Genomic DNA, 19,517 nt, shown 5'->3' with positions numbered 1-19,517 from the left:
ATGAGCGAGCACCTCACCCTGTCCGACCCCCGCCCCGGCACCATCGTCGAGCTCGGCGCCGGGGAACAGCTGTGCCTGCGGTTCCGCCCGCGCCTGGGGGCGAGCCGCTGGCGGGTGGCGGCCCACCCGGGCCACCTGCTGCCGCTGGAGCCCGCGTCCGGGGCCGAGCCCCACGAGCTGCACTTCCTGGCCTTCGGTGGCGCCGCCGGCACCCTGCGGCTCGAGCGGCGCCACCCCGACCGCGAGATCGTGCACGAGGTCTGCGAGGTGGAGGTCGTGCCCCTCGGCCTCAGCGATGCCGCGCGAACACCCACGTCCGCAGCGCGACGAACCGCATGACGGTCACCAGCAGGTTGGCCGCGGTGAGGGCGACGACCTCGGTGACGTGACCGGCCCCCTCGAGGCCCCACAGCGTCGCGCTCGTGACGCCCAGCCCGACCGCGAAGACCACCAGCCCCTGCACCTGGTGGCGCAGGGCGTCCTGCCGGCCGCGTACGCCGAACGTGAGGCGCCGGTTGGCCGCGGTGTTGGCCACCGCCGTCACCAGCAGCGCCAGCAGGTTGGCCGTGAGCGGTCCGGTGAGCTGTCGGAACACCAGGAACAGCAGGGCGTAGGCGAGCGTCGAGGCAACGCCCACGAGCGCGAAGAGCGCCACCTGCGAGCCGAGCCGTCCGCTGCCCGCCTCGGCCTGCGCCCGCCCGAGCCGCTCGGTGACGCCCCCGAGCGGGAGGCGGCCCGTGACCAGGTTGCGTCCGAGGCGCGCGATGCCGCGCAGGTCGTCGTACGCCGTGCGCGCGATGTCGACGCGGCTGTCGGGGTCGTCGACCCAGTCGACCGGCACCTCGTGGATGCGCAGCCCGGCGCGCTCGGCGAGCACGAGGAGCTCGGTGTCGAAGAACCACGCGTCGTCCTCGACCAGCGGCAGCACCTCGTGGGCGACGTCGGCGCGGATCGCCTTGAAGCCGCACTGCGCGTCGGAGAAGCGTGTGCGCAGCGCGCCCTTGACCAGCAGGTTGTAGCCGCGGCTGATGACCTCCCGCTTCGGGCCGCGCACGACGCGGGAGTCGTGGCGCAGCCGGCTGCCGATGGCCAGGTCGCTGTGGCCGCTGATGAGCGGGGCGACGAGCGGGAGCAGCGCGTTGAGGTCGGTCGACAGGTCGACGTCCATGTAGACCAGGACCGCCGCGTCCGACGTGCTCCACACGTGCTTGAGCGCGCGACCCCGCCCCTTCTCCGGCAGGTGCACGACCCGCACGTCGTCGTGGGTGTGGGCCAGCCGCCGGGCCAGGACCGCGGTGCCGTCGGTGCTGGCGTTGTCGGCGATGGTCACCCGCGCGGACCACGGCAGCGTCGCGAGGTGCTCGCGCACCCGCAGCACCGACGCCTCGAGCGTGACCTCCTCGTTGTAGACCGGGATCACCACGTCGAGCGTGGTGGTGGCTGTGCCGCCCTCCGCGGGGGCATCCGCCCAGAGCGCGGTCACGACGCGGTCCCGGTGCTGGTGCCACCGCTGAGGTCGTAGAGCGTGACCCCGTCGACGGTGGTCGCGGTGAAGTTGGCCTCGACCCACGCGGCGATCTCGCTGCTCGCGCTGCTGCCGCCGTTCTGCCCGCCGAAGCCGCCGCCACCGATGAACCAGTGGATCTCGCCGTCGGCGACGTAGGCCTGGAACTCCGCCAGCGTCGGCGCCGGGTCGGAGCCGTTGAACCCGCCGATCGCCATGACCGGCTCCTCGGTCGCCAGCTGGTAGCCGGAGGCGCTGTTGGAGCCCACGGCCGCAGCGACCCAGGTGTAGTCGTCGGCGTCCTCGAGGAGCAGCGAGGTGATCGCTTCGGTCGGCTCGCTGCCGCTGAGCAGACCGCCGGCACCGCCACCGCCGGTCTGTCCACCGGTCGGCGCCTGGGTCTGGCCGCCGGTCTGGCCGCCGGTCTGGCCCTGGGTGGGCGGCGTGCCGCCGCCGAACCCGCCGCCACCGCCGCCGGGACCGCCGCCCCGCCCGCCGAACCCGCTGCCCGTCGAGGGACCCGCGGTCGGGATCGAGCCGGTGTGGGCGGTGGCCGCCGTCTCGAGGCTGTACGCCGCGGGACCGGCGAGCCCGACGACCAGTGCGGCGGCCGCGACCCCGGCGGCGAGCCGCCTCGGCAGGTGGCCCATCGCCGCGACGGCGAGGGCGACCAGCAGTCCGCCGAGGAGCACGACCCAGCGCAGCCAGGGCACGAAGTCGGCGCTGCGGCCGAGCAGGGTGAACGCCGTGACCGCGGTCAGCGCGGTGGTGGCGGCGCCGACCAGCGCGGCGGCGTACGACGTGCGGTGCCGCCAGAGCAGCCAGGCGCCGGTGCCGACGAGCGCGCCGATCGCGGGGGCCAGCGCGACGGTGTAGTAGGCGTGGAAGATGCCGGCCATGAAGCTGAACGTCACCGCGGTCACGAGCAGCCAGCCGCCCCAGAGCACGAGGCTGGCGCGGACGACGCGGTCGCCGAGCCCGCGGCGGGCGAACCACAGCCCGGCGACGAGCAGGACCAGCGCGGCCGGCAGGAGCCAGGCGATCTGACCGCCGACCTCGGAGCCGAACATCCGCGTGATGCCGGTCTCGCCCCACATCCCGCCGCCGGCGCCGCCGCCCCCGCCGCCCACGGAGCCGGTCTCGTCACCGGTGAGGCGACCCAGACCGTTGTAGCCGAGGGTCAGCTCGAGCACGGAGTCGTTCTGGCTGCCGCCGATGTAGGGACGGTCGTCGGCCGGCCACAGCGACACGATCGCGACCCACCAGCCGGCGGCGGCGACCATCGACACGAGGCCGACGAGCAGGTGTCCGATGCGCTTGGGGATGCTCGTGTGGGCGAAGAGCAGGTAGACCAGGCCGAGCGCGGGCACCACCAGCAGCGCCTGCAGCATCTTGGCGAGGAAGGCGAGCCCCACCAGGGCTCCGGCCAGGGCGAGCCACCGCACCGGGTGGGCCGTGCGGCCCTCGGCGGGCCGCTCGACCGCGCGCAGCGTGGCGTACGCCGAGGCGACGAGGAGCAGCACGAGCATCGCGTCGGGGTTGTCGAAGCGGAACATCAGCACCGCCACCGGCGTCAGCGCCATGACGGCGCCGCTGATGAGCCCCGCGCCGGCCGAACCGGTCGCGCGGCGCACGGTGGCGACGAGCAGCCAGACGGCCGCGACGCCCTCGAGTGCCTGCGGCACCAGCAGGCTCCACGAGCTCAGGCCGAAGATGCGGATCGACAGCGCCATCGGCCACAGGGCCAGCGGCGTCTTGTCGACCGTGATCGCGTTGGCCGCGTCGGAGGAGCCGAAGAAGAACGCCTTCCACGACTCCGAGCCGGCCTGGGCCGCCGCGGCGTAGAAGCTGTTGGCCCAGCCCGACTCGCTCAGCCCCCACAGGTAGAGCAGAGCGGTCGCGGCGAGCAGACCGATCAGGGCGGGTCGCTCCCAGCCGGGCCGGCGTACGCCGGGGGACGGGTCGGCGGGGGCGGGCGCCGGCGGTGCCGGGTCGTGCGCGGGATCGTGCGCGGTGGTGGTGAGCATCATGCCCTCCACCGTCGACGCCGCGGCTGGCGCGGCGGTGTGGTCGCCCTGTGGCCTACCTGTGAGGGGTCAGAGACGCTCGCGGAGCCAGGCGAAGTCCTCGCTGTGCTCGACCGGTCCACCGGGTGTCTCGCACACCACGGGGGCACCCGCGTCGCGCACGACCGCGGCGAGCAGGTCGGGGTCGACCTTGCCGGCGCCGAGGCTGGCGTGGCGGTCGGCGCCCGAGTCGAACTCGTCGCGGCTGTCGTTGCAGTGCACCAGGTCGATGCGCCCGGTGATGGCGCGCACGTCCACGACCACGGTCTCGAGCGCGTTGCCCCCCGCGTGGGCGTGGCAGGTGTCGAGGCAGAACCCGACCTGCTCGAACCCCTCGGCCGCGGAGATCGCGTCCCAGACCCGGGCGATGCGCTCGAGGTAGCGGGTCATGGCGTTGTCGCCACCGGCGGTGTTCTCGATGAGCAGCGGGAGCTTGAGGTCGGTCGCCTCGATCGCCTTGCGCCAGTTGTCGAACCCCTTCTCGGGGTCGTCGTCCTTGCCGACGTGGCCGCCGTGGACGATCAGCCCCTTGGCCCCGATCGAGGCGGCGGCGTCGACGTGCTGCTGCAGCAGCTTGCGGCTCGGGATGCGGATGCGGTTGTTGGTCGTGGCGACGTTGACGATGTAGGGAGCGTGGACGTAGAGGTCGATGCCGGCGGCCTCGGCGTCGGCCCGCAGCGCCTCGGCTCCGCCCTCGCGTCGGAACTCCGGGCCCTTGTAACCCTGCGGGTCCCCGAGGAAGAACTGCACCAGCGGCGCCTCGCGCGCCTGCGCCTCGGCGATCGGGTCGGCCTGGTCGACGTGCGCGCCGATGCTGAGGGAGGTCGCTGCTGCCATGCCTCCACCCTAGGAGGCCGCGCCGACACCGCTCCCGAGGTCGACCGAGAGGTGCGTGCGGTCGAACTTGCCGGCCGGCACCGCCTCGGCGCTCGCCGCGGCGACGATCGCGTCGGTGCCCTCGGTGAGGGTCTGCGGACCGCTGTGGCCGTTGAGGTCCGTGGCGGTGTAACCCGGGTCGACCGCCCGGACCCGCACGTCGGAGAGCGCGGCGTCGTAGCGGTCGGCGATCATGTCGAGCGCCGCCTTCGAGGACTGGTAGACGAACCCCGGCACCCCGTGCTCGGCGCGCTCCGGGTCGTTGACGTGGGTCAGGTCGCCGAGGCCGCTCGAGACCATCACGACGCGCGCGGTCGGCGACTCCTGCAGGAGCGGGAGGAACGCCTCGGTCACCCGGACCGGGCCGAGCACGTTGACGGCGTACGTCGGCAGCAGGTCCTCGGCCCGGGTGGCGGCGGTGACGAGCGTCGACGGGTCGGCGACGCCGGCGTTGTTGACCAGCACGTCGAGGCCGGTGCCGGAGGCGCCGACGGTCTCGCGGGCCGCGTCGACCGAGGCCGGGTCGGTCACGTCGAGCGCGACGGGGCGCAGGTCGGCGTCGGGCTGGTCGCGGCGGATGCGGTCGGCGGTGGCGTGCGCCGCGGCGACGTCGCGGGCGCCCATCCAGACGGTCCAGCCGAGAGCCGCCAGCCGCCGGGTCGTCTCGGCGCCGAGCCCCTTGTTGCTGCCGGTGACGAGGGCGGTGACGTGGCCGCGGACGAGGGCGGTGGGAGGAGAGGTGGTCATGGCTCCACCGTGGCTCGGGTCCGCGGCCGGTGACAGGGCCGGTCGAGCGTGGGACCGGCGGTCCTACCCGCGCCGGTCGCGAGCGCGCCATGCTGGTCAGGTGACGGCTGGGACCAACCGCGACGAGCTCGCCCGGGTGCTGCGTCGGGCGCGCGCCCGGGTGCGCCCCGAGGACGTCGGTCTGCCCGTCGGCCTCCGCCGCCGTGTCGACGGGTTGCGCCGCGAGGAGCTCGCGCTGCTGGCGGGCGTCTCGGTCGACTACGTCGTGCGCCTCGAGCAGGGGCGGGGGCCGCATCCCTCGGCGCAGGTCCTGGGCGCGCTGGCCCGGGCGCTGCGCCTCGAGTCCGACGAGCGAGACCTCCTCTTCCGTCTCGCGGGGGCCGAGCCGCCGCGCCCCGGCACGATCGACGTGCACGTGCGCCCCAGCGTGCTGCGGCTCGTCGACCGGTTCGCCGACCTGCCGGCCATGGTGCTCAGCGCCAAGGGCGACGTCATCGCCTGGAACCCGCTCGCCTCCGCGCTCCTGGGCGACTGGTCCGCCGTCGCGCCGCACCGGCGCAACCACCCGCGGCTGACCTTCCTGCCCGAGCCGGGCGACCGTCGTACGCCGCTCGGTGGGCCGCCCGAGGACCTCGAGCGCGCCGAGCGCAACGTCGTGGCTCAGCTGCGCGGCGCGTTGAGCCGCTACCCCACCGACACCGGGCTGGCCCGGCTCCTGGACGACCTCGCGACCGGCTCGGAGCGGTTCCGCGAGCTGTGGGACGAGGGGTCGGCGACCACGTGGCGCACCCACACCAAGACGCTCGCCCACCCCGTCGTCGGCGACGTCACCCTCGAGTGCGACGTCCTGGTGGTGCCCGACGCCGACCAGACCCTGCACGTCTACTCCGCCGCGCCCGGCACGCCGGCCGCCGAGCAGCTCGCGCTGCTGTCGGTGGTCGGCACCCAGCAGCTGACCGAGCAGGTCACCCGGCAGCCGGCCACCGGCCGGGGCTGAGCTCGCGCAGACGCCGCAGGGCCACGTCGGCGCTGGGTCGCAGCCACGGCTCGGGCCGGGCCATCGAGTCGCAGAGGGTGAGCAGCGGTGACGAGCCACGCAGGACCCGCCGCCCGAGCAGCCCGGCGGCGTAGACGTCCTGGCCCGGGTGCGGTGCCGCTCCGGCGAGCCGCTCGGGAGGCAGGTAGGACGGTGTGCCCTCGACCCGGGCGGCCGGTCCGGTGTCGCACCCCTGGCGCACCGCCACCCCGAAGTCGGCCAGCAGCAGGTGCGGGCGGGGTCCGTCACGCAGCAGCAGGTTGGCCGGCTTGACGTCGCCGTGCACCAGCCCCGCCGCGTGCACGGCGGCGAGGGCGTCGAGCAGCTGCGCGAGCAGGAGCGCGACCGTGGTCTCGCCGAGCCGGCCGTCGCGGCGCACGAGGTCGAGCAGGCTGCCGCCGTGCACCAGCTCGGTGGCGAGCAGCGCGAGGTCGCCCTGCTCGGCCCAGCCGAGGACGGGGAGCACGTGCGGATGGGTGACGACGTGGGTCCGCTCGTGGGCCAGCCGGGCGCGGGCGGCGGCATCGTGGGCGAGCTTCGCCGCGACGTCGAGGCCGCGCTCCAGGTCGTGGGCGCGGTGCACGGTGCCGCAGCCGCCCCGGCCGATCGCCTCGAGCAGCACCCAGCGCCCCGCGACCGGCTCCTCGCCGGAGCGGTGCGGGGACCGTGGGGCACGGGTCCGGAGCACGGACGGGACGCTAGGCGGATCCGCCCGGCGGTGCCCGGCGTCCTCCACAGGCGGCCCGTGCACAGGATTGGGAGCGGCTCTCCGCGCGCTGTTAACCTGTCCTGTCCGCCGCGACCCGACGTCGTGGCGGGCAGACGCACAAGCCCTCCTGCCACGGAGAGACCGTGGCCGCTGAGCCCACAGGAGGTGGATTCGCTTTGCGCGCATACGAAGTCATGGTGATCCTCGACCCGTCCCTCGAGGAGCGTACGGTCGGGCCCTCGCTCGACAAGTACCTCAACGTCGTCCGCACCGACGGCGGCTCTGTCGAGTCCGTCGACGTGTGGGGCCGTCGCCGCATGGCCTACGAGATCAAGAAGCAGGCCGAGGGCATCTACGCGGTCGTCAAGCTGACCGCCGAGCCCGCCACGGTCAAGGAGCTCGACCGCCAGCTCACGCTGAACGAGTCGATCCTCCGCACCAAGGTCCTGCGCCCCGACGCTCACTGATCGATCACCGATCCATCACTGATCGATCACCGAGCGTCGGACCCGTCCGGCCGAGCCGGCGTCCCCGGGCGGCACCTGCCGCCTGTGGACAGCCGCTTTCCTGCTGTCGGTGCCTGAGGCAACGATGGCCCCGACGCCACCGGAACACCTAGGAGACCCTCATGGCAGGCGAGACCCTCATCACCGTGGTCGGCAACCTCACCGACGACCCCGAGCTGCGGTTCACCCCGTCGGGCGCCGCGGTCGCCAACTTCACGGTGGCCTCGACCCCGCGCAACTTCAACCGTCAGACCAACGAGTGGGAGGACGGCGAAGCCATGTTCCTCCGCTGCTCGATCTGGCGGCAGGCGGCGGAGAACGTCGCCGAGTCGCTGCAGCGGGGCATGCGGGTCGTCGTCCAGGGTCGCCTCAAGGCCCGGACCTACGAGACCCGTGAGGGCGAGAAGCGCACGGTCTTCGAGGTCGAGGTCGAGGAGATCGGCCCCTCGCTGAAGTTCGCCACCGCCAAGGTCAACCGCACCAGCCGCCAGGGCGGCGGGGGCGGCTACTCCGGTGGCGGCAACGGCGGCGGCAACTCCGGTGGCTACTCCGGCGGCGGCAACGCCGGCGGCGGTGGCGGCCAGTCCGCCCCGCAGGACGACCCGTGGGCCTCCCCGGCCCCCGCGTCCGGCGGCCAGGGCGGCGGCAACCGGGGTGGCGCGTCCAACGACCCGTGGGGCGCACCCGGGGTCCAGGACGAGCCCCCCTTCTGATCCACCTTTCCCATCCACGCAACCATTCCGGCGCTGTAACCACTCAGCGCCGGGCTTCTGAGGAGGAAGCACCACAATGGCCAAGCCCGTACTTCGCAAGCCGAAGAAGAAGGTCTGCCAGTTCTGCAAGGAGAAGGCGACCGGAGTCGACTACAAGGACTCCGCCCTGCTCCGCAAGTTCATCTCCGACCGCGGCAAGATCCGCGCGCGTCGGGTGACCGGCAACTGCGTGCAGCACCAGCGCGACGTCGCCATCGCGGTCAAGAACGCCCGCGAGGTGGCCCTGCTGCCCTACACGTCCACCGGTCGCTGAGAGGAGCCAGACTGATGAAGCTCATCCTGACCCAGGAAGTGACCGGCCTCGGCGCCCCCGGCGACGTGGTCGAGGTCAAGGACGGCTACGGCCGCAACTACCTCGTCCCCCGCGGTGCGGCGATCCGCTGGACCCGCGGCGGCGAGAAGACCATCGAGTCGATCAAGAAGGCCCGCTCGGCCCGGTCCGTGCGCGACCACGACCACGCCGCGCAGGTCAAGACCAAGCTCGAGGCCGAGCCGGTGCAGGTCAAGGTCCGTGCCGGTGAGGGCGGCCGTCTGTTCGGTGCCGTGACCGCCGGTGACATCGCCGACGCGATCACCGACGCCTCCGGCGAGAAGGTCGACAAGCGCACCATCGCCGTCGGCAACCCGATCAAGTCGCTCGGTGCCCACCAGGTCACCGTCCGCCTGCACGACGAGGTCGCCGCCACCGTGGCCCTCGAGGTCGTCGCTGGCTGACCCAGCACCACCCCCCGCGGCCTCGGCCGGCTCCTCGTGAGCCGACCGGGGCCGCGGTCTTCCCCGGACACGACACCGGCCCGGCCGCCCGAGGGCGACCGGGCCGGAGCCGGTGAGGGGGAGGATCAGCTGGTGGGGTTGACCTCGGCCTTGTCGAGGAAGCCGAAGTCGACGTCCCACGAGTTCATGATCTTCTCGTAGGTGCCGTCGGCCATCAGCTTGTCCATCGCGGCGGCGATCGGCTCGGTCATGCCGGAGTCCTTGGAGACGCCGATGCCCTCGAGGGCGGGCTGGTAGTCGAGCGGCTGGAGCTTGAAGCCCTTGGTCTCGCGCAGCAGCCAGGCGAGCTGGCCCTTGCTGGTGGCGAAGGCGTCGGCGCGGCCGTTGGTGACGGCGAGCTGGGCCGCGGCCTGCTGCGGGTAGGAGTCCACCTTGGGGGCCTCCTCGCCGGCGTCGGTGCAGGTCGTGGCGACGTCCTCGAGCTGCGAGACGAAGCTGGACCCGGCGAGGGCGGCGACGGTGATGCCGCACAGGTCGGTCGGCTCCGAGATGTCGAGGTCGCTGTCCTCGGTGGTGATGACGCCGGTCGAGCCCTCGTGGACGGCGACGATGTCGACGACCTCGAGCCGCTCGGGCAGCACGGTCAGCGAGGCCCAGGTGCTGGTGTAGCGACCGTTCTGCATGCCGGGGATGAAGGTGTCGAAGGCGCCGGACGCCTCGGGCTTGTACTCCAGGCCCAGGGTGGCTGCGACGGCCTTGCCGAGGTCGGGGCCCCAGCCGGTGATGTCGCCGTTGTCGTCGACGAAGGTGTCGGCGGGGGCGTTGTCGTACTGGATGGCGGTGAGCTCGCCGGAGTCGGCGATGTCGGAGGGCACCATGGCCGCCAGCTCGGCGTCCTCGGAGATCGAGACGCCGGCGACCTCGGTGCTCGCGCCCGAGCCCCCGGAGGACGACTCGGAGGACCCCGCGCTCGACGACGAGGCGTCGGAGGACGACGATGAGGTGTCGGCGGAGGTGTCGTCGGAGTCGCTGCCGCACCCGGCGAGCCCGGCGGCGAGCAGGGCAGCGGCGGCGAGGGAGGCGGACGCGCGGCGGACACCGGGGCGCCGGGTGACCGACCGGGACGAGCTGAGCAGAGAAGCCATGGGTGAATTGCTCCAGGTGTGAGTGCTGAACCCCGCGTCACCGTCGATCGCGGTCTCGGTCGTGTACGCTCTGCGACCAAGTGTACGAAGTGTGACCACCCCCTCCAGGGGTGTCAAGGGTCAGGCGTGGCTCGGCGGGTCGAAACTGGCCGTCCAGCGAACGGTTGGGCGCTTGACGAACACTTCGCCCCTGCGCTGCAATGAGGCGGTCGCAGTGCACCTGTGTGGCACGCGTGTGCCTCGGTCACCCGAACCCTGGAGGCTCCATGAACGCCACGGCCACCGACGAGGTCACGGCCGCCAGCGCCGCGCCGGCGAGCTCACCGGGCCTGCGGCCCGTGCTCACCAAGGCCGCCGGCTGGGTCGTCAAGATCTTCGTGCTGCTGATCGCCGTCGAGATCATCTCGACCTTCCTCACCTCCGACAGCCTCCAGTGGTCGACGGTGTGGGAGTACATGTTCGACGACCGGGTGCTGACCGGCGTCTGGCAGACGATCAAGCTCACCGTCATCGCGATGGTGCTCGGCTGCCTCATCGGGCTCGCGCTGGCCCTGATGCGCCTGTCCCACAGTGTGCTGCTCAACGCAGTCGCCGGTGCCTACGTCTGGGTCTTCCGCGGCACCCCCCTGCTCGTGCAGATCCTGTTCTGGTTCAACCTCGCGAGCTTCCTGCCCGACCTGTCGGTCGGGATCCCGTTCGGCCCGGAGTTCGGCAGCTCGCCGACCAACGACCTCATCACGCCCCTGGTCGCGGCCACGCTCGGGCTCGGTCTCAACGAGGGCGCCTACATGTCGGAGATCTTCCGCGCCGGCATCCTCTCGGTCGACCAGGGTCAGAGCGAGGCGAGCGCGGCGCTCGGCATGACGCGCGGCCAGGCGATGCGGCGCATCATCCTGCCGCAGGCGATGCGGGTCATCGTGCCGCCGACCGGCAACCAGGTGATCTCGATGCTCAAGGGCACCAGCCTGGTCAGCATCATCTCGATGAACGAGCTGCTCTACACCGTCCAGGTCATCTACAGCCGGACCTTCGAGACGATCCCGCTGCTGGTCGTGGCGAGCATCTGGTACCTCGTGCTCACCACCGTTCTCTCGATCGGGCAGTACTTCATCGAGCGCCACTACTCCCGCGGCGCGACCCGCAACGCCCGGCCCTCGGTGGCCCAGCGGCTGCGCCTCACCGGGCGCGCCGAGAGCCACGACGGGTTCTTCAGCAGCCCCGCGACGCAGCCCGCCGACGGCCGGGTCGTAGACCAGGAGACGAAGTGACGACCGTGACCGACCCTGTGACCGCGCGTACGACGGCCACCCGGCCCCTGGTGCAGCTCGAGGGGCTCTGCAAGCGCTACGGCTCGCTGCGCGTGCTCGACGGCATCGACCTCGAGGTCGCGACCGGTGAGGTCGTCTGCATCATCGGGCCCTCGGGCTCGGGCAAGTCGACGATGCTGCGCTGCGTCAACCACCTCGAGAAGCCCGACCAGGGCCTCGTGCGCGTCGACGGCGAGGTCATCGGCGTCCACCAGCGCCGCGGTCGCTACGTCGAGCTCCCGGCGTCCGAGCTGGCGCGCCAGCGCACCGACATCGGGATGGTCTTCCAGGCCTTCAACCTCTTCGGCCACATGACGGTGCTCGAGAACATCATCGAGGCCCCCGTCCGCGTCGCCGGCCAGCCCCGCAAGGAGGCCGAGGCCCGGGCCCGCGAGCTGCTCGCCCACGTGCGGCTGGAGGGCAAGGAGAACTCCTACCCCCGCCAGCTCTCCGGCGGTCAGCAGCAGCGCGTCGCGATCGCCCGCGCGCTGGCGATGAGGCCCAAGGTGATGCTCTTCGACGAGCCGACCTCCGCGCTCGACCCCGAGACTGTCGGGGAGGTGCTGTCGGTGATGAAGCTGCTCGCCGACGAGGGGCTGACCATGCTCATCGTCACCCACGAGATCGAGTTCGCCCGCGACGTCGCCGACCGGGTGATCTTCATCGACGGCGGCCGGATCATCGAGCAGGGCCCGCCCTCGGCGGTCATCGAGGCTCCCCAGCACGAGCGGACCAAGAAGTTCCTCTCCCGCATGCGCGGGGGCGTCGAGGAGGGCTGAGGCTCAACCCCGGCGCAGCAGCGCGAGGTCGGCGCTGCACTGCTCGGTCTCGTCGAGCAGGGGCGGCAGCAGCTCGCCGGTGAGCTGCTCGAGGGAGACGCGCGCCGACGGCGCCGAGATGCTGACGGCGTTGACGATGCGACCGCCCGGTTCGCGCACGCCGGCGGCGACCGAGCGGGCGCCGAGCTCGATCTCTTGGTCGTTGAGCGCCCAGCCCTGCTCGCGGACCTGTGCGAGCTCCTCGCGCAGCCGGACCGGGTCGGTCATCGTGTGCGGGGTCAGCTGGGGGCGCGGGTAGGCCTCGAGGAACTCCTCGAGCTCGTCCTCGCCCAGCTGGGAGAGCAGCACCCTCCCGGTCGAGGTGCAGAACGCCGGCAGGCGCCGCCCGACGCTGAGCCGGATCGTCATGATCCGGTCGGCCGCCGCGAGCGCGACGTAGACGACGTCGCCGTCGTCGTACTCCGTGGCGGACGACGACTCGCCGGTCTTGGCGGAGAGGCGCTCCAGGTGGTCCTGGACGACCTCGACGTCGGTGGAGGAGGAGAGGTAGGCGTAGCCCAGGTCGAGCACGCGGGGGCGCAGGTAGAACCGGCCCTGCTTCTGACCGACGTAGCCGAGCGTCTGCAGCGTCAGCAGGAAGCGCCGCGCCGAGGCGCGGCTCATGCCGGTGGTGCGCGCGACGTCGGCGAGGGTGAGGCGCTCCTGCTCGTCGGAGAAGGCTCGGATCACCGCCAGGCCGCGGTCCAGCGACTGCACGAACTCACCCGAGCGACGGTCCTCCTCGGACTGCGCCATCGTCTCTCCCGACCACCAGCGAACCTGTGAGCGCTCAGCCATCCGCTGGGCGCACACATGGTCGCACGGTGACGCGCGAGCGGTCGATCAGCGCACGTACGACGCGCCGTTCACGTCGAGCGTCGCGCCGGTGAGGTGACGCAGCCGGCCGGTGCACAGCACCGTGACGAGCTCCGCGAGCTCGGTCGGCGGCACGAGCTCGCCCATCGCCAGGGTGCTGGTGATCGCCTCGAGCCCGCCCCGGTCGGCGGCGGAGTCGTGGGTCATCTGGGTGTCGATCGCCCCGGGTGCGACGAGGTAGGTGAGCAGCCCCTCGGCGGCGTACGCGCGGGCGAAGGTCTTGAGCAGCGCGCCGGTGGCCGCCTTGGACGCGGCGTACGCCGCGAGATTGGGGTGCCCGGCGCCGCGCTGGCTGACCCAGCTGCTGATGCCGACGAGCACGCCGGAGCCGTGGCCGCGGAAGTGGGAGACGGCCCGGCGGGCGAGCTCGGCCTGGCTGAGGGTGTTGACCTGCAGCGCGGTGCGGATGACCGAGTCCCACTCCTCGTCGTCGGCGTCGGCCTCGACCTTGGGCATGATGCCGGCGTTGAGGACCACGGCGTCGACGCGCGGGGCGACCTCCTCGACCTGACGCCACAGGGAGGCGGCACCGTCGGGCAGGCCGAGGTCGGCGCCGACGAGGTGGGCGGTGCCGGGCGCGAAGTCGCGGGTGGCCTCGGCCGCGCCGTCGCGGCCCCGGGCGTAGTGCGCCACGACGCTCGCGCCGGTGGTGGCCAGGCGCTCGACGATCGCGCGGCCCACGCCGCGCGAGGCCCCGGTGACCAGGACGGTCTTGCCCGCCAGCTCGCCGTGGGGTGTGGCTGCTCCTGCGCTCATCGGACTGCTCCTCGTGGATGTCGGTGGCAGCGGTTAGTCTAGGCACTGCGTACGGCAAGCGGACAACCGTGCGCTCCACGCACACTCTCAGAGGAGCCGAGATGCGCATCCAGTCCCCCGGGATCGGCCCGTCGGAGGAGGGGTCGGGTCTCGACGTCGAGGGCACTGCCGTGCCCACGCAGGCCAGCGACACGGTCGCCTCGGCGCTGCTGGCGGGCGGCGTCCGCGGGCTGCGCCGCGACGAGCGCGACGGTCGCCGAGGGGTCTGGTGCGGCATGGGCGTGTGCCACGAGTGCACGGTCAGCGTCGACGGCGACGGCGGCTCGCTCGCCTGCACCACCTCTGCCTCGAAGGCCTCGACCGTCTCGTCCCAGCCGGTCCGCCCGGACGTCGCGGCGTTCGGTGACGTCGACGCGACCCCCGAGACCGAGCTGACGCCCGACGTCCTCGTCGTCGGAGGCGGGCCGGCGGGGCTCGCCGCGGCCGACGGGCTCGCCCGGCGGGGCCTCGACGTCGTGCTCGTCGACGACCGCTCGGCCCTCGGTGGGCAGTACTACAAGCAGCCCGCGAAGGCCTTCCGGGTCGATGAGGCCGCGCTCGACGCGCAGTACCGCAGCGGTCGCGCGCTCATCGCCCGCGTCGAGTCCTCCGGCGCCCGGCTGCTCCTCGGCACCACGGTGTGGGGCGCGTTCGCGCCCGACCACCTCGCCGCCCGGTCCGCCGACGACCGCTTCATCCTGCGCCCGCGCCGGGTCGTCCTCGCCGCCGGCGCCTACGAGCGCGGAGTGCCCGTCCCGGGCTGGACCCTGCCCGGGGTCATGACCACCGGCGCCGGCCAGAGCCTGCTGCGCTCCTACCAGGTCGCGCCGGGCACCCGGGTCCTCGTCGCGGGCAACGGCCCGCTCAACATCCAGCTCGCCTACGAGCTCTCCCGCGCCGGGGTCGACGTGGTCGGGCTCGTCGAGGCCGGGCGCATCACGCACCCGCAGCGCGGGCGGCACGTCGCCACGATGGCCACCGCCTCGCCGGCCCTGGCCCGCGACGGCGCCCGCTACCTCGCGGCCCTGCGCCGGCGCCGGGTCCCGATCCGCACCGGTGCGGCGGTCGTGCGGCTCGAGGGCGACCCCGTCGACGGCGTCCGCCGCGCGGCGTACGCCTCCATCGACGCGAGCGGTCGCGCCACCGGCGCCGAGACGGTCGTCGAGGTGGACGCGGTCTGCCTGGGCTACGGCTTCGTCCCCAGCAGCGACCTGGCCCGCTCACTCGGGTGCGAGCACCGGTTCGAGGAGTCGCGCGGTGCGCTGACCACCGTCACCGACGAGACCGGGCGCACCTCGCAGCCGCACGTGTGGGCGATCGGGGACAACGCGCGCGTCCAGGGCGCCAAGTACGCCGAGGCGCAGGGCGCGCTGGCCGCCGAGGCCGTCGCCGCCGACCTCGGGGCCGGGCCGGCGCCGCAGCCCGGCAGCCGCAGCGTGCGCCACGCCCGCCGGCACCTGCGCTTCCAGGAGGCGATGGTGCGGCTCTTCGCCGCCCCGGTGCTGACCGAGCAGCTCGCGACCGACGACACGGTCGTGTGCCGCTGCGAGGGCATCACCTACGGCGAGATCGCGGCCGGGCTCGGCGACGGCACCGTCGCCGCCGGCTCGGTGAAGCGGATGACCCGCGTCGGCATGGGCAAGTGCCAGGGCCGCTACTGCGGCCCGGTGCTCACCGCGATGAGCGCCCGCGTCACCGGCACCCCGGTCGCCGACCGCTCGGGCTTCGCCCCGCAGGCACCGGTCAAGCCGGTCCCGATCATCGACGTCGCCGCGCCGCCCGAGACCGCTCCCACCGCCTGACGTGGTTTCGAGACGGGCCTAGCGGCCCTCCTCAACCACCGGCGAGGCCCGTGACACCGGTGGTTGAGGAAGGACGAAGTGCTGTCTCGAAACCACTCTCTGTGGATCAGGCGGCGTCGGCGAACCGCATCGGGTCGAACGGCGCGAGGTCGAGCGCGGGCGTCTCGCCGAGGGCGAGCTCGGCGAGCGTGCGGCCCATGAGCGGGCTGGCGGTGAACCCCATGTAGGGGTAGATCCCGACGAACAGCCCGGGGTGGTGCGGGAGCTCGCCGAGGACGGGGCGCTGGTCGGGCGTGCCGTTGCCGACGCCGACCCAGGTGCGCAGCAGCTTGACGCCGCCGACGACGGGGGCGACGCGCACGGCGATGCGGAGGTTCTCGCGCAGGGAGTCGGGGTTCATGACCCACGCGCCGTTCTCGTCGCGCCGCGCGGGCCAGCCGCCGCCGATGAGCAGGGTGCCGGTCGACGACTGCTTGAAGGTGAGCTTGCCGCCGGCGTAGTAGACGAGGTGCTCGACCAGCGGCTCGACCCGCTCGGTCACGCTGACCTGCACCGCCTCGCTGGTCACGGGCAGGTTGACCCCCAGCCGGCGTCCGAACTCGCGCATCGCGTCGCCGGTGGCCACGACGACCTTGCGAGCGCGCACGTCGCCGTCGGTGGTCGTCAGCACGTAGCCGCCGCCGTCGGGGGTGATGGCCTGCACGCCGACGCCGCCTCGCACGGCGGCGCCGTGGCGCACCGCCGCCCGCGCGAACGACGGACCGGTCACCAGCGGGTTGGCCTTGCCCTCGATCGGGCAGAGCTCGCCGCCGACGATCGCGTCCGAGGCCCACGGCGCGAGGGCGTGCACCTCGTCGCGGGTCAGCATCCGGCTCTCGATGCCGATGGAGCGCTCGAGGGCGACCTTGCGCTCGATGTCGGCGAGCTGGTCAGGGTGGTCGGCGACCAGCAGGCCGCCCTTCTTCTTCACCTCGAGGTCGACGCCGAGCTCGGCGGACAGCCCGTCCCACAGCTCGAGTGAGCCGCGCAGCAGGTCGAGGGCGGGCAGCCAGGAGCGCGCCCACTCCTCGCCGAGGTGGAGGAACGGCTCGTGCTGGATCTGGCCGTGCAGGCTGCCGGCGTTGCGGCCCGACGCCTCGGTGTTGAGGTCCTGGCGGTCGAGCAGCACGACGCGGGCGCCGCGCTTGGCGGCGTAGTACGCCGTGGCGCAGCCCGTGGCCCCGCCCCCGACCACCGCGACGTCGTACTCCCCGGCAGGCGTGGACTCGTGCTCGGCCATGCGGCGACCGTACCGTAAGGTGTTCACAGGTCGTACAAGTGTTCGCAGAGAGGCCAATCATGACCGACGCTCCGCAGTTCGAGGGCAGCTACACCGTCGCCGTCACCCCGTTCACCGACGACGCCAGCGCCGTCGACACCGACCGGCTCAAGGCCTTCCTCGACTGGCAGCTCGAGACCGGCGTCCTCGGCATCATCATGCTCGGCACCACGGGTGAGTTCATCACCCTCTCGCGCGAGGAGCGGCGCACCGTCGTCGAGACGACCGTGCAGCACATCGACGGGCGCATCCCGGTCCTGATCGGCACGATGAACGCCTCGACGGCGATCGCGGTCGAGCAGAGCGTCGAGGCCGCCGAGGCCGGCGCCGACGGCCTGATGATCCTGCCGCCGTACTACTACACGCCGACCGACGACGAGATCTACCGCTACTACGAGGCGATCACCGACGCCGTCAGCGTGCCGATCATGCTCTACAACAACCCCGTCACGTCCAACGTCGACATGAGCGCCGCGCTGGTCGCGCGCCTGGCCAAGGCCTTCCCCAACGTCTCCTACATCAAGGAGTCCTCGCAGAGCATCCCGCGCGTCGGCGAGGTGCTGGAGCTGGCCGGCGACGACATCGTGGTGTACGCCGGGGAGCAGCTCGTCGACTCCTACGCGCTCGGCGCGCGCGGCTACGTCAACCCCTACGGCAACTACATCCCCCGCGCCTCGGCCGGGATGTACCGCCTGCTCTCCGAGGGCCGCGTCGACGAGGCGCGCCACATCGACAGCCTCATCCACACCTTCGACGCGATCATCGCCGAGGGCCACCCGACGTACGGCCACCAGTGCTACAGCAAGGAGCTGGCGCGCCGCGCCGGCTACCCGGTCGGTCCGGTGCGCGCCCCGCTGACGACGTTCGCGCAGCTGGGCGCCGAGGGCGAGGAGAAGATCGAGCGGATCCTCAAGGTCACTGCCGAGATCGACGACTACGCCGTGCAGATCGGCCTGTGACCCCGCGTCTGTTCGACCCGGTGCAGCTCGGCACCCTCGCGGTGCCGAACCGGGTCTGGGTCTCGCCGATGTGCCAGTACAGCTGCGCCGCGCGTGACGGGGTGCCGACCGCGTGGCACCTCGTCCACCTGGGTGCGTTCGCGACCGGCGGTTTCGGCCTGGTCGTCACCGAGGCGACGTCGGTCGTCCCCGAGGGCCGGATCAGCCCCGAGGACACCGGTCTGTGGGACGACGCCCAGACCGAGGCGTGGCGTCCGGTCGTCGACTTCGTGCACAGCCAGGGCTCGCGGATCGCGGTGCAGCTGGCCCACGCCGGGCGCAAGGCGTCGACCTGGTCGCCGTTCTCGGGCCGGAGCGGGTCGGTCGCGGCGGTCGACGGCGGCTGGCAGACGGTGAGCTCGACGGCCTCGCCGTTCGGCACCCTCGACGCCCCGCGCGCGCTCACGACCGACGAGGTCCGCGCCGTGCCCGGTCAGTTCGCCGACGCGGCGCGCCGCGCCCATGCGGCCGGCTTCGACGCGGTCGAGGTGCACGCCGCCCACGGCTACCTGCTCCACCAGTTCCTCTCACCGCTCATCAACGACCGCGACGACGAGTACGCCGGCGACCTGGCCGGGCGCGCCCGCCTGCTGCGGGAGACGGTCACGGCCGTCCGCGACGCCCTCCCCGCCGAGATGCCCGTCATCGTGCGCATCTCCGCCACCGACTGGGCCGAGGGCGGCTGGGACCTCGAGCAGTCCCGCGCGCTGACCGAGCTGCTGCTCGCCGACGGCGGGGTCGACCTCGTCGACGTCTCCACCGGCGGCGCCGTGGCCCACCAGGAGATCCCGGTCGGTCCCGGCTACCAGGCGCCGTTCGCCCGCGAGCTGCGCACCACCGGCATGCCCGTCGGCACGGTCGGCCTCGTCGAGGACCCCGCGGAGGCGGAGGAGCTGCTCCTCGACGGCACCGCCGACGTCGTGCTGCTCGGCCGCGCCGCGCTGCGCGACCCGCACTGGCCGCGGCGCGCCGCGTCCGTTCTCGGTCTCGACGTCGAGGCCCAGCGCGCGCTCTACCCGCCCCAGCACCTCACCGCCGTACCGCGTCCGGTTCCCGTCGTCGACTGAGCGCACTAGCGTGACCGGCATGCCGATCACGCTGGAGAACGTCGGGATCGCGGTGCGGGACCTGGAGGAGGCAGTCGCCTTCTTCACCGACCTCGGTCTGGACGTCGAGGGGCGCGCCGAGGTCAGCGGGGAGTGGACCGACACGGCGGTGGGTCTGGACGGCAACCACTCGCGCATCGCGATGCTGCGCACTCCCGACGGGCACGGTGTCCTCGAGCTGTTCGAGTACGTCCACCCCCCGGCGTCCGACCCCGGCCCGACCGCGCCGAACACCATCGGCATGCACCGCGTCGCCTTCTCCGTGGACGACCTCGACGCCGCCCTGGAGATCGCCGCGCGGCACGGGTGCCACCCGCTGCGCGGGGTCGCGACCTACGAGGACGTCTACCGCCTGACCTACGTGCGCGGGCCGAGCGGGATCATCGTGATGCTCGCCGAAGCGCTGCAGAAGGCCTGAGAC

21 protein-coding genes are annotated in these 19,517 nt (G+C 73.1%); 12 read left to right on the top strand and 9 right to left on the bottom strand.

The genetic code is table 11. The features are described from left to right. Nucleotides 1–339 carry a hypothetical protein gene (locus GRQ65_RS17510; RefSeq protein WP_160879293.1) on the top strand — a complete coding sequence of 113 codons (339 nt, stop codon included), beginning with the start codon at nt 1–3 and terminating at the stop codon, nt 337–339. On the opposite strand, the gene GRQ65_RS24130 is transcribed toward GRQ65_RS17510, so the two are convergent. The 4 genes from GRQ65_RS24130 to GRQ65_RS17490 form a co-directional block, all read right to left on the bottom strand. Then, on the bottom strand, nt 290–1,483 hold the full coding sequence (locus tag GRQ65_RS24130; RefSeq protein ID WP_160879292.1) for a glycosyltransferase: 1,194 nt from the start codon (nt 1,481–1,483) through the stop codon (nt 290–292). The two genes, GRQ65_RS17510 and GRQ65_RS24130, sit on opposite strands and share 50 nt — an antisense overlap. Continuing rightward, nucleotides 1,480–3,534: a glycosyltransferase family 39 protein gene (locus GRQ65_RS17500; RefSeq protein ID WP_237448456.1), complete on the bottom strand. Its 2,055-nt coding sequence runs from the start codon at nt 3,532–3,534 to the stop codon at nt 1,480–1,482. The genes GRQ65_RS24130 and GRQ65_RS17500 overlap by 4 nt, the downstream gene beginning before the upstream one ends. A gap of 66 nt (nt 3,535–3,600) precedes the next feature. Continuing rightward, nucleotides 3,601–4,407: a deoxyribonuclease IV gene (locus GRQ65_RS17495; protein WP_160879291.1), complete on the bottom strand. Its 807-nt coding sequence runs from the start codon at nt 4,405–4,407 to the stop codon at nt 3,601–3,603. A gap of 9 nt (nt 4,408–4,416) precedes the next feature. Beyond that, on the bottom strand, nt 4,417–5,193 hold the full coding sequence (locus tag GRQ65_RS17490) for an SDR family NAD(P)-dependent oxidoreductase (protein ID WP_160879290.1): 777 nt from the start codon (nt 5,191–5,193) through the stop codon (nt 4,417–4,419). A 100-nt stretch (nt 5,194–5,293) separates the two neighbouring features. Here GRQ65_RS17490 and GRQ65_RS17485 point away from each other — a divergent pair, with 100 nt between their 5' ends. Next, nucleotides 5,294–6,190, top strand: a complete 897-nt coding sequence (locus GRQ65_RS17485; RefSeq protein ID WP_337191829.1) for a helix-turn-helix domain-containing protein — start codon at nt 5,294–5,296, stop codon at nt 6,188–6,190. Here the strand turns inward: GRQ65_RS17485 and GRQ65_RS17480 are convergent. Next, nucleotides 6,159–6,917 (bottom strand): protein kinase domain-containing protein, encoded by a 759-nt coding sequence (locus GRQ65_RS17480; RefSeq protein ID WP_160879288.1) that lies wholly within the window; start codon nt 6,915–6,917, stop codon nt 6,159–6,161. The genes GRQ65_RS17485 and GRQ65_RS17480 overlap by 32 nt on opposite strands. A 197-nt stretch (nt 6,918–7,114) precedes the next feature. On the opposite strand from GRQ65_RS17480, the gene rpsF reads away from it, so the two are divergent. The 4 genes from rpsF (at nt 7,115) to rplI (ending at nt 8,931) form a co-directional block, all read left to right on the top strand. After that, nucleotides 7,115–7,405: a 30S ribosomal protein S6 gene (gene rpsF, locus GRQ65_RS17475; protein WP_160879287.1), complete on the top strand. Its 291-nt coding sequence runs from the start codon at nt 7,115–7,117 to the stop codon at nt 7,403–7,405. 161 nt (nt 7,406–7,566) lie between these two features. Continuing rightward, nucleotides 7,567–8,157, top strand: a complete 591-nt coding sequence (locus GRQ65_RS17470) for a single-stranded DNA-binding protein (RefSeq protein ID WP_160879286.1) — start codon at nt 7,567–7,569, stop codon at nt 8,155–8,157. 76 nt (nt 8,158–8,233) lie between these two features. Continuing rightward, on the top strand, nt 8,234–8,470 hold the full coding sequence (gene rpsR, locus GRQ65_RS17465; RefSeq protein WP_160879285.1) for a 30S ribosomal protein S18: 237 nt from the start codon (nt 8,234–8,236) through the stop codon (nt 8,468–8,470). A gap of 14 nt (nt 8,471–8,484) precedes the next feature. After that, nucleotides 8,485–8,931 (top strand): 50S ribosomal protein L9, encoded by a 447-nt coding sequence (gene rplI / locus GRQ65_RS17460; protein ID WP_160879284.1) that lies wholly within the window; start codon nt 8,485–8,487, stop codon nt 8,929–8,931. A gap of 125 nt (nt 8,932–9,056) precedes the next feature. Here rplI and GRQ65_RS17455 read toward each other — a convergent pair whose 3' ends face one another. After that, nucleotides 9,057–10,076: a transporter substrate-binding domain-containing protein gene (locus GRQ65_RS17455; protein WP_160879283.1), complete on the bottom strand. Its 1,020-nt coding sequence runs from the start codon at nt 10,074–10,076 to the stop codon at nt 9,057–9,059. Nucleotides 10,077–10,342: 266 nt separating this feature from the next. Here GRQ65_RS17455 and GRQ65_RS17450 point away from each other — a divergent pair, with 266 nt between their 5' ends. Together GRQ65_RS17450 and GRQ65_RS17445 are read left to right on the top strand one after the other, a co-directional pair. After that, nucleotides 10,343–11,344 (top strand): amino acid ABC transporter permease, encoded by a 1,002-nt coding sequence (locus tag GRQ65_RS17450; RefSeq protein WP_160879282.1) that lies wholly within the window; start codon nt 10,343–10,345, stop codon nt 11,342–11,344. A gap of 5 nt (nt 11,345–11,349) precedes the next feature. After that, on the top strand, nt 11,350–12,162 hold the full coding sequence (locus GRQ65_RS17445) for an amino acid ABC transporter ATP-binding protein (protein WP_337191828.1): 813 nt from the start codon (nt 11,350–11,352) through the stop codon (nt 12,160–12,162). 3 nt (nt 12,163–12,165) lie between these two features. Here the strand turns inward: GRQ65_RS17445 and GRQ65_RS17440 are convergent, their stop codons facing one another. Next, on the bottom strand, nt 12,166–12,957 hold the full coding sequence (locus GRQ65_RS17440) for an IclR family transcriptional regulator domain-containing protein (RefSeq protein WP_160879281.1): 792 nt from the start codon (nt 12,955–12,957) through the stop codon (nt 12,166–12,168). 87 nt (nt 12,958–13,044) lie between these two features. Then, nucleotides 13,045–13,833, bottom strand: coding sequence for an SDR family NAD(P)-dependent oxidoreductase (locus GRQ65_RS17435; protein ID WP_160879280.1), 789 nt, complete (start codon nt 13,831–13,833; stop codon nt 13,045–13,047). Between the two features lie 101 nt (nt 13,834–13,934). On the opposite strand from GRQ65_RS17435, the gene GRQ65_RS17430 reads away from it, so the two are divergent. Next, nucleotides 13,935–15,674, top strand: coding sequence for an FAD-dependent oxidoreductase (locus GRQ65_RS17430; protein WP_160879279.1), 1,740 nt, complete (start codon nt 13,935–13,937; stop codon nt 15,672–15,674). A 106-nt stretch (nt 15,675–15,780) separates the two neighbouring features. On the opposite strand, the gene GRQ65_RS17425 is transcribed toward GRQ65_RS17430, so the two are convergent. Beyond that, complete coding sequence (locus GRQ65_RS17425; protein ID WP_160879278.1) at nt 15,781–16,953, bottom strand: NAD(P)/FAD-dependent oxidoreductase; 1,173 nt, start codon at nt 16,951–16,953, stop codon at nt 15,781–15,783. 59 nt (nt 16,954–17,012) lie between these two features. Between GRQ65_RS17425 and GRQ65_RS17420 the strand changes: the two genes are divergently transcribed. The 3 genes from GRQ65_RS17420 to GRQ65_RS17410 are packed head-to-tail and all read left to right on the top strand — an operon-like array spanning nt 17,013 to nt 19,514. Next, entirely contained in the window at nt 17,013–17,951 is a 939-nt protein-coding gene (locus GRQ65_RS17420) for a dihydrodipicolinate synthase family protein (RefSeq protein ID WP_160879277.1), read from the top strand. Next, complete coding sequence (locus GRQ65_RS17415; RefSeq protein WP_160879276.1) at nt 17,948–19,057, top strand: oxidoreductase; 1,110 nt, start codon at nt 17,948–17,950, stop codon at nt 19,055–19,057. The genes GRQ65_RS17420 and GRQ65_RS17415 overlap by 4 nt, the downstream gene beginning before the upstream one ends. A 19-nt stretch (nt 19,058–19,076) precedes the next feature. Then, on the top strand, nt 19,077–19,514 hold the full coding sequence (locus tag GRQ65_RS17410; protein WP_160879275.1) for a VOC family protein: 438 nt from the start codon (nt 19,077–19,079) through the stop codon (nt 19,512–19,514). Nucleotides 19,515–19,517: the final 3 nt, after the last annotated feature.

The organism is Nocardioides flavescens (genome assembly GCF_009823805.1).
GTDB classification, from domain to species: domain Bacteria; phylum Actinomycetota; class Actinomycetes; order Propionibacteriales; family Nocardioidaceae; genus Nocardioides; species Nocardioides flavescens.
The sequence above is the reverse complement of the archived record's forward strand: the minus strand, read 5'-3'. Positions and strand labels throughout refer to the sequence as shown.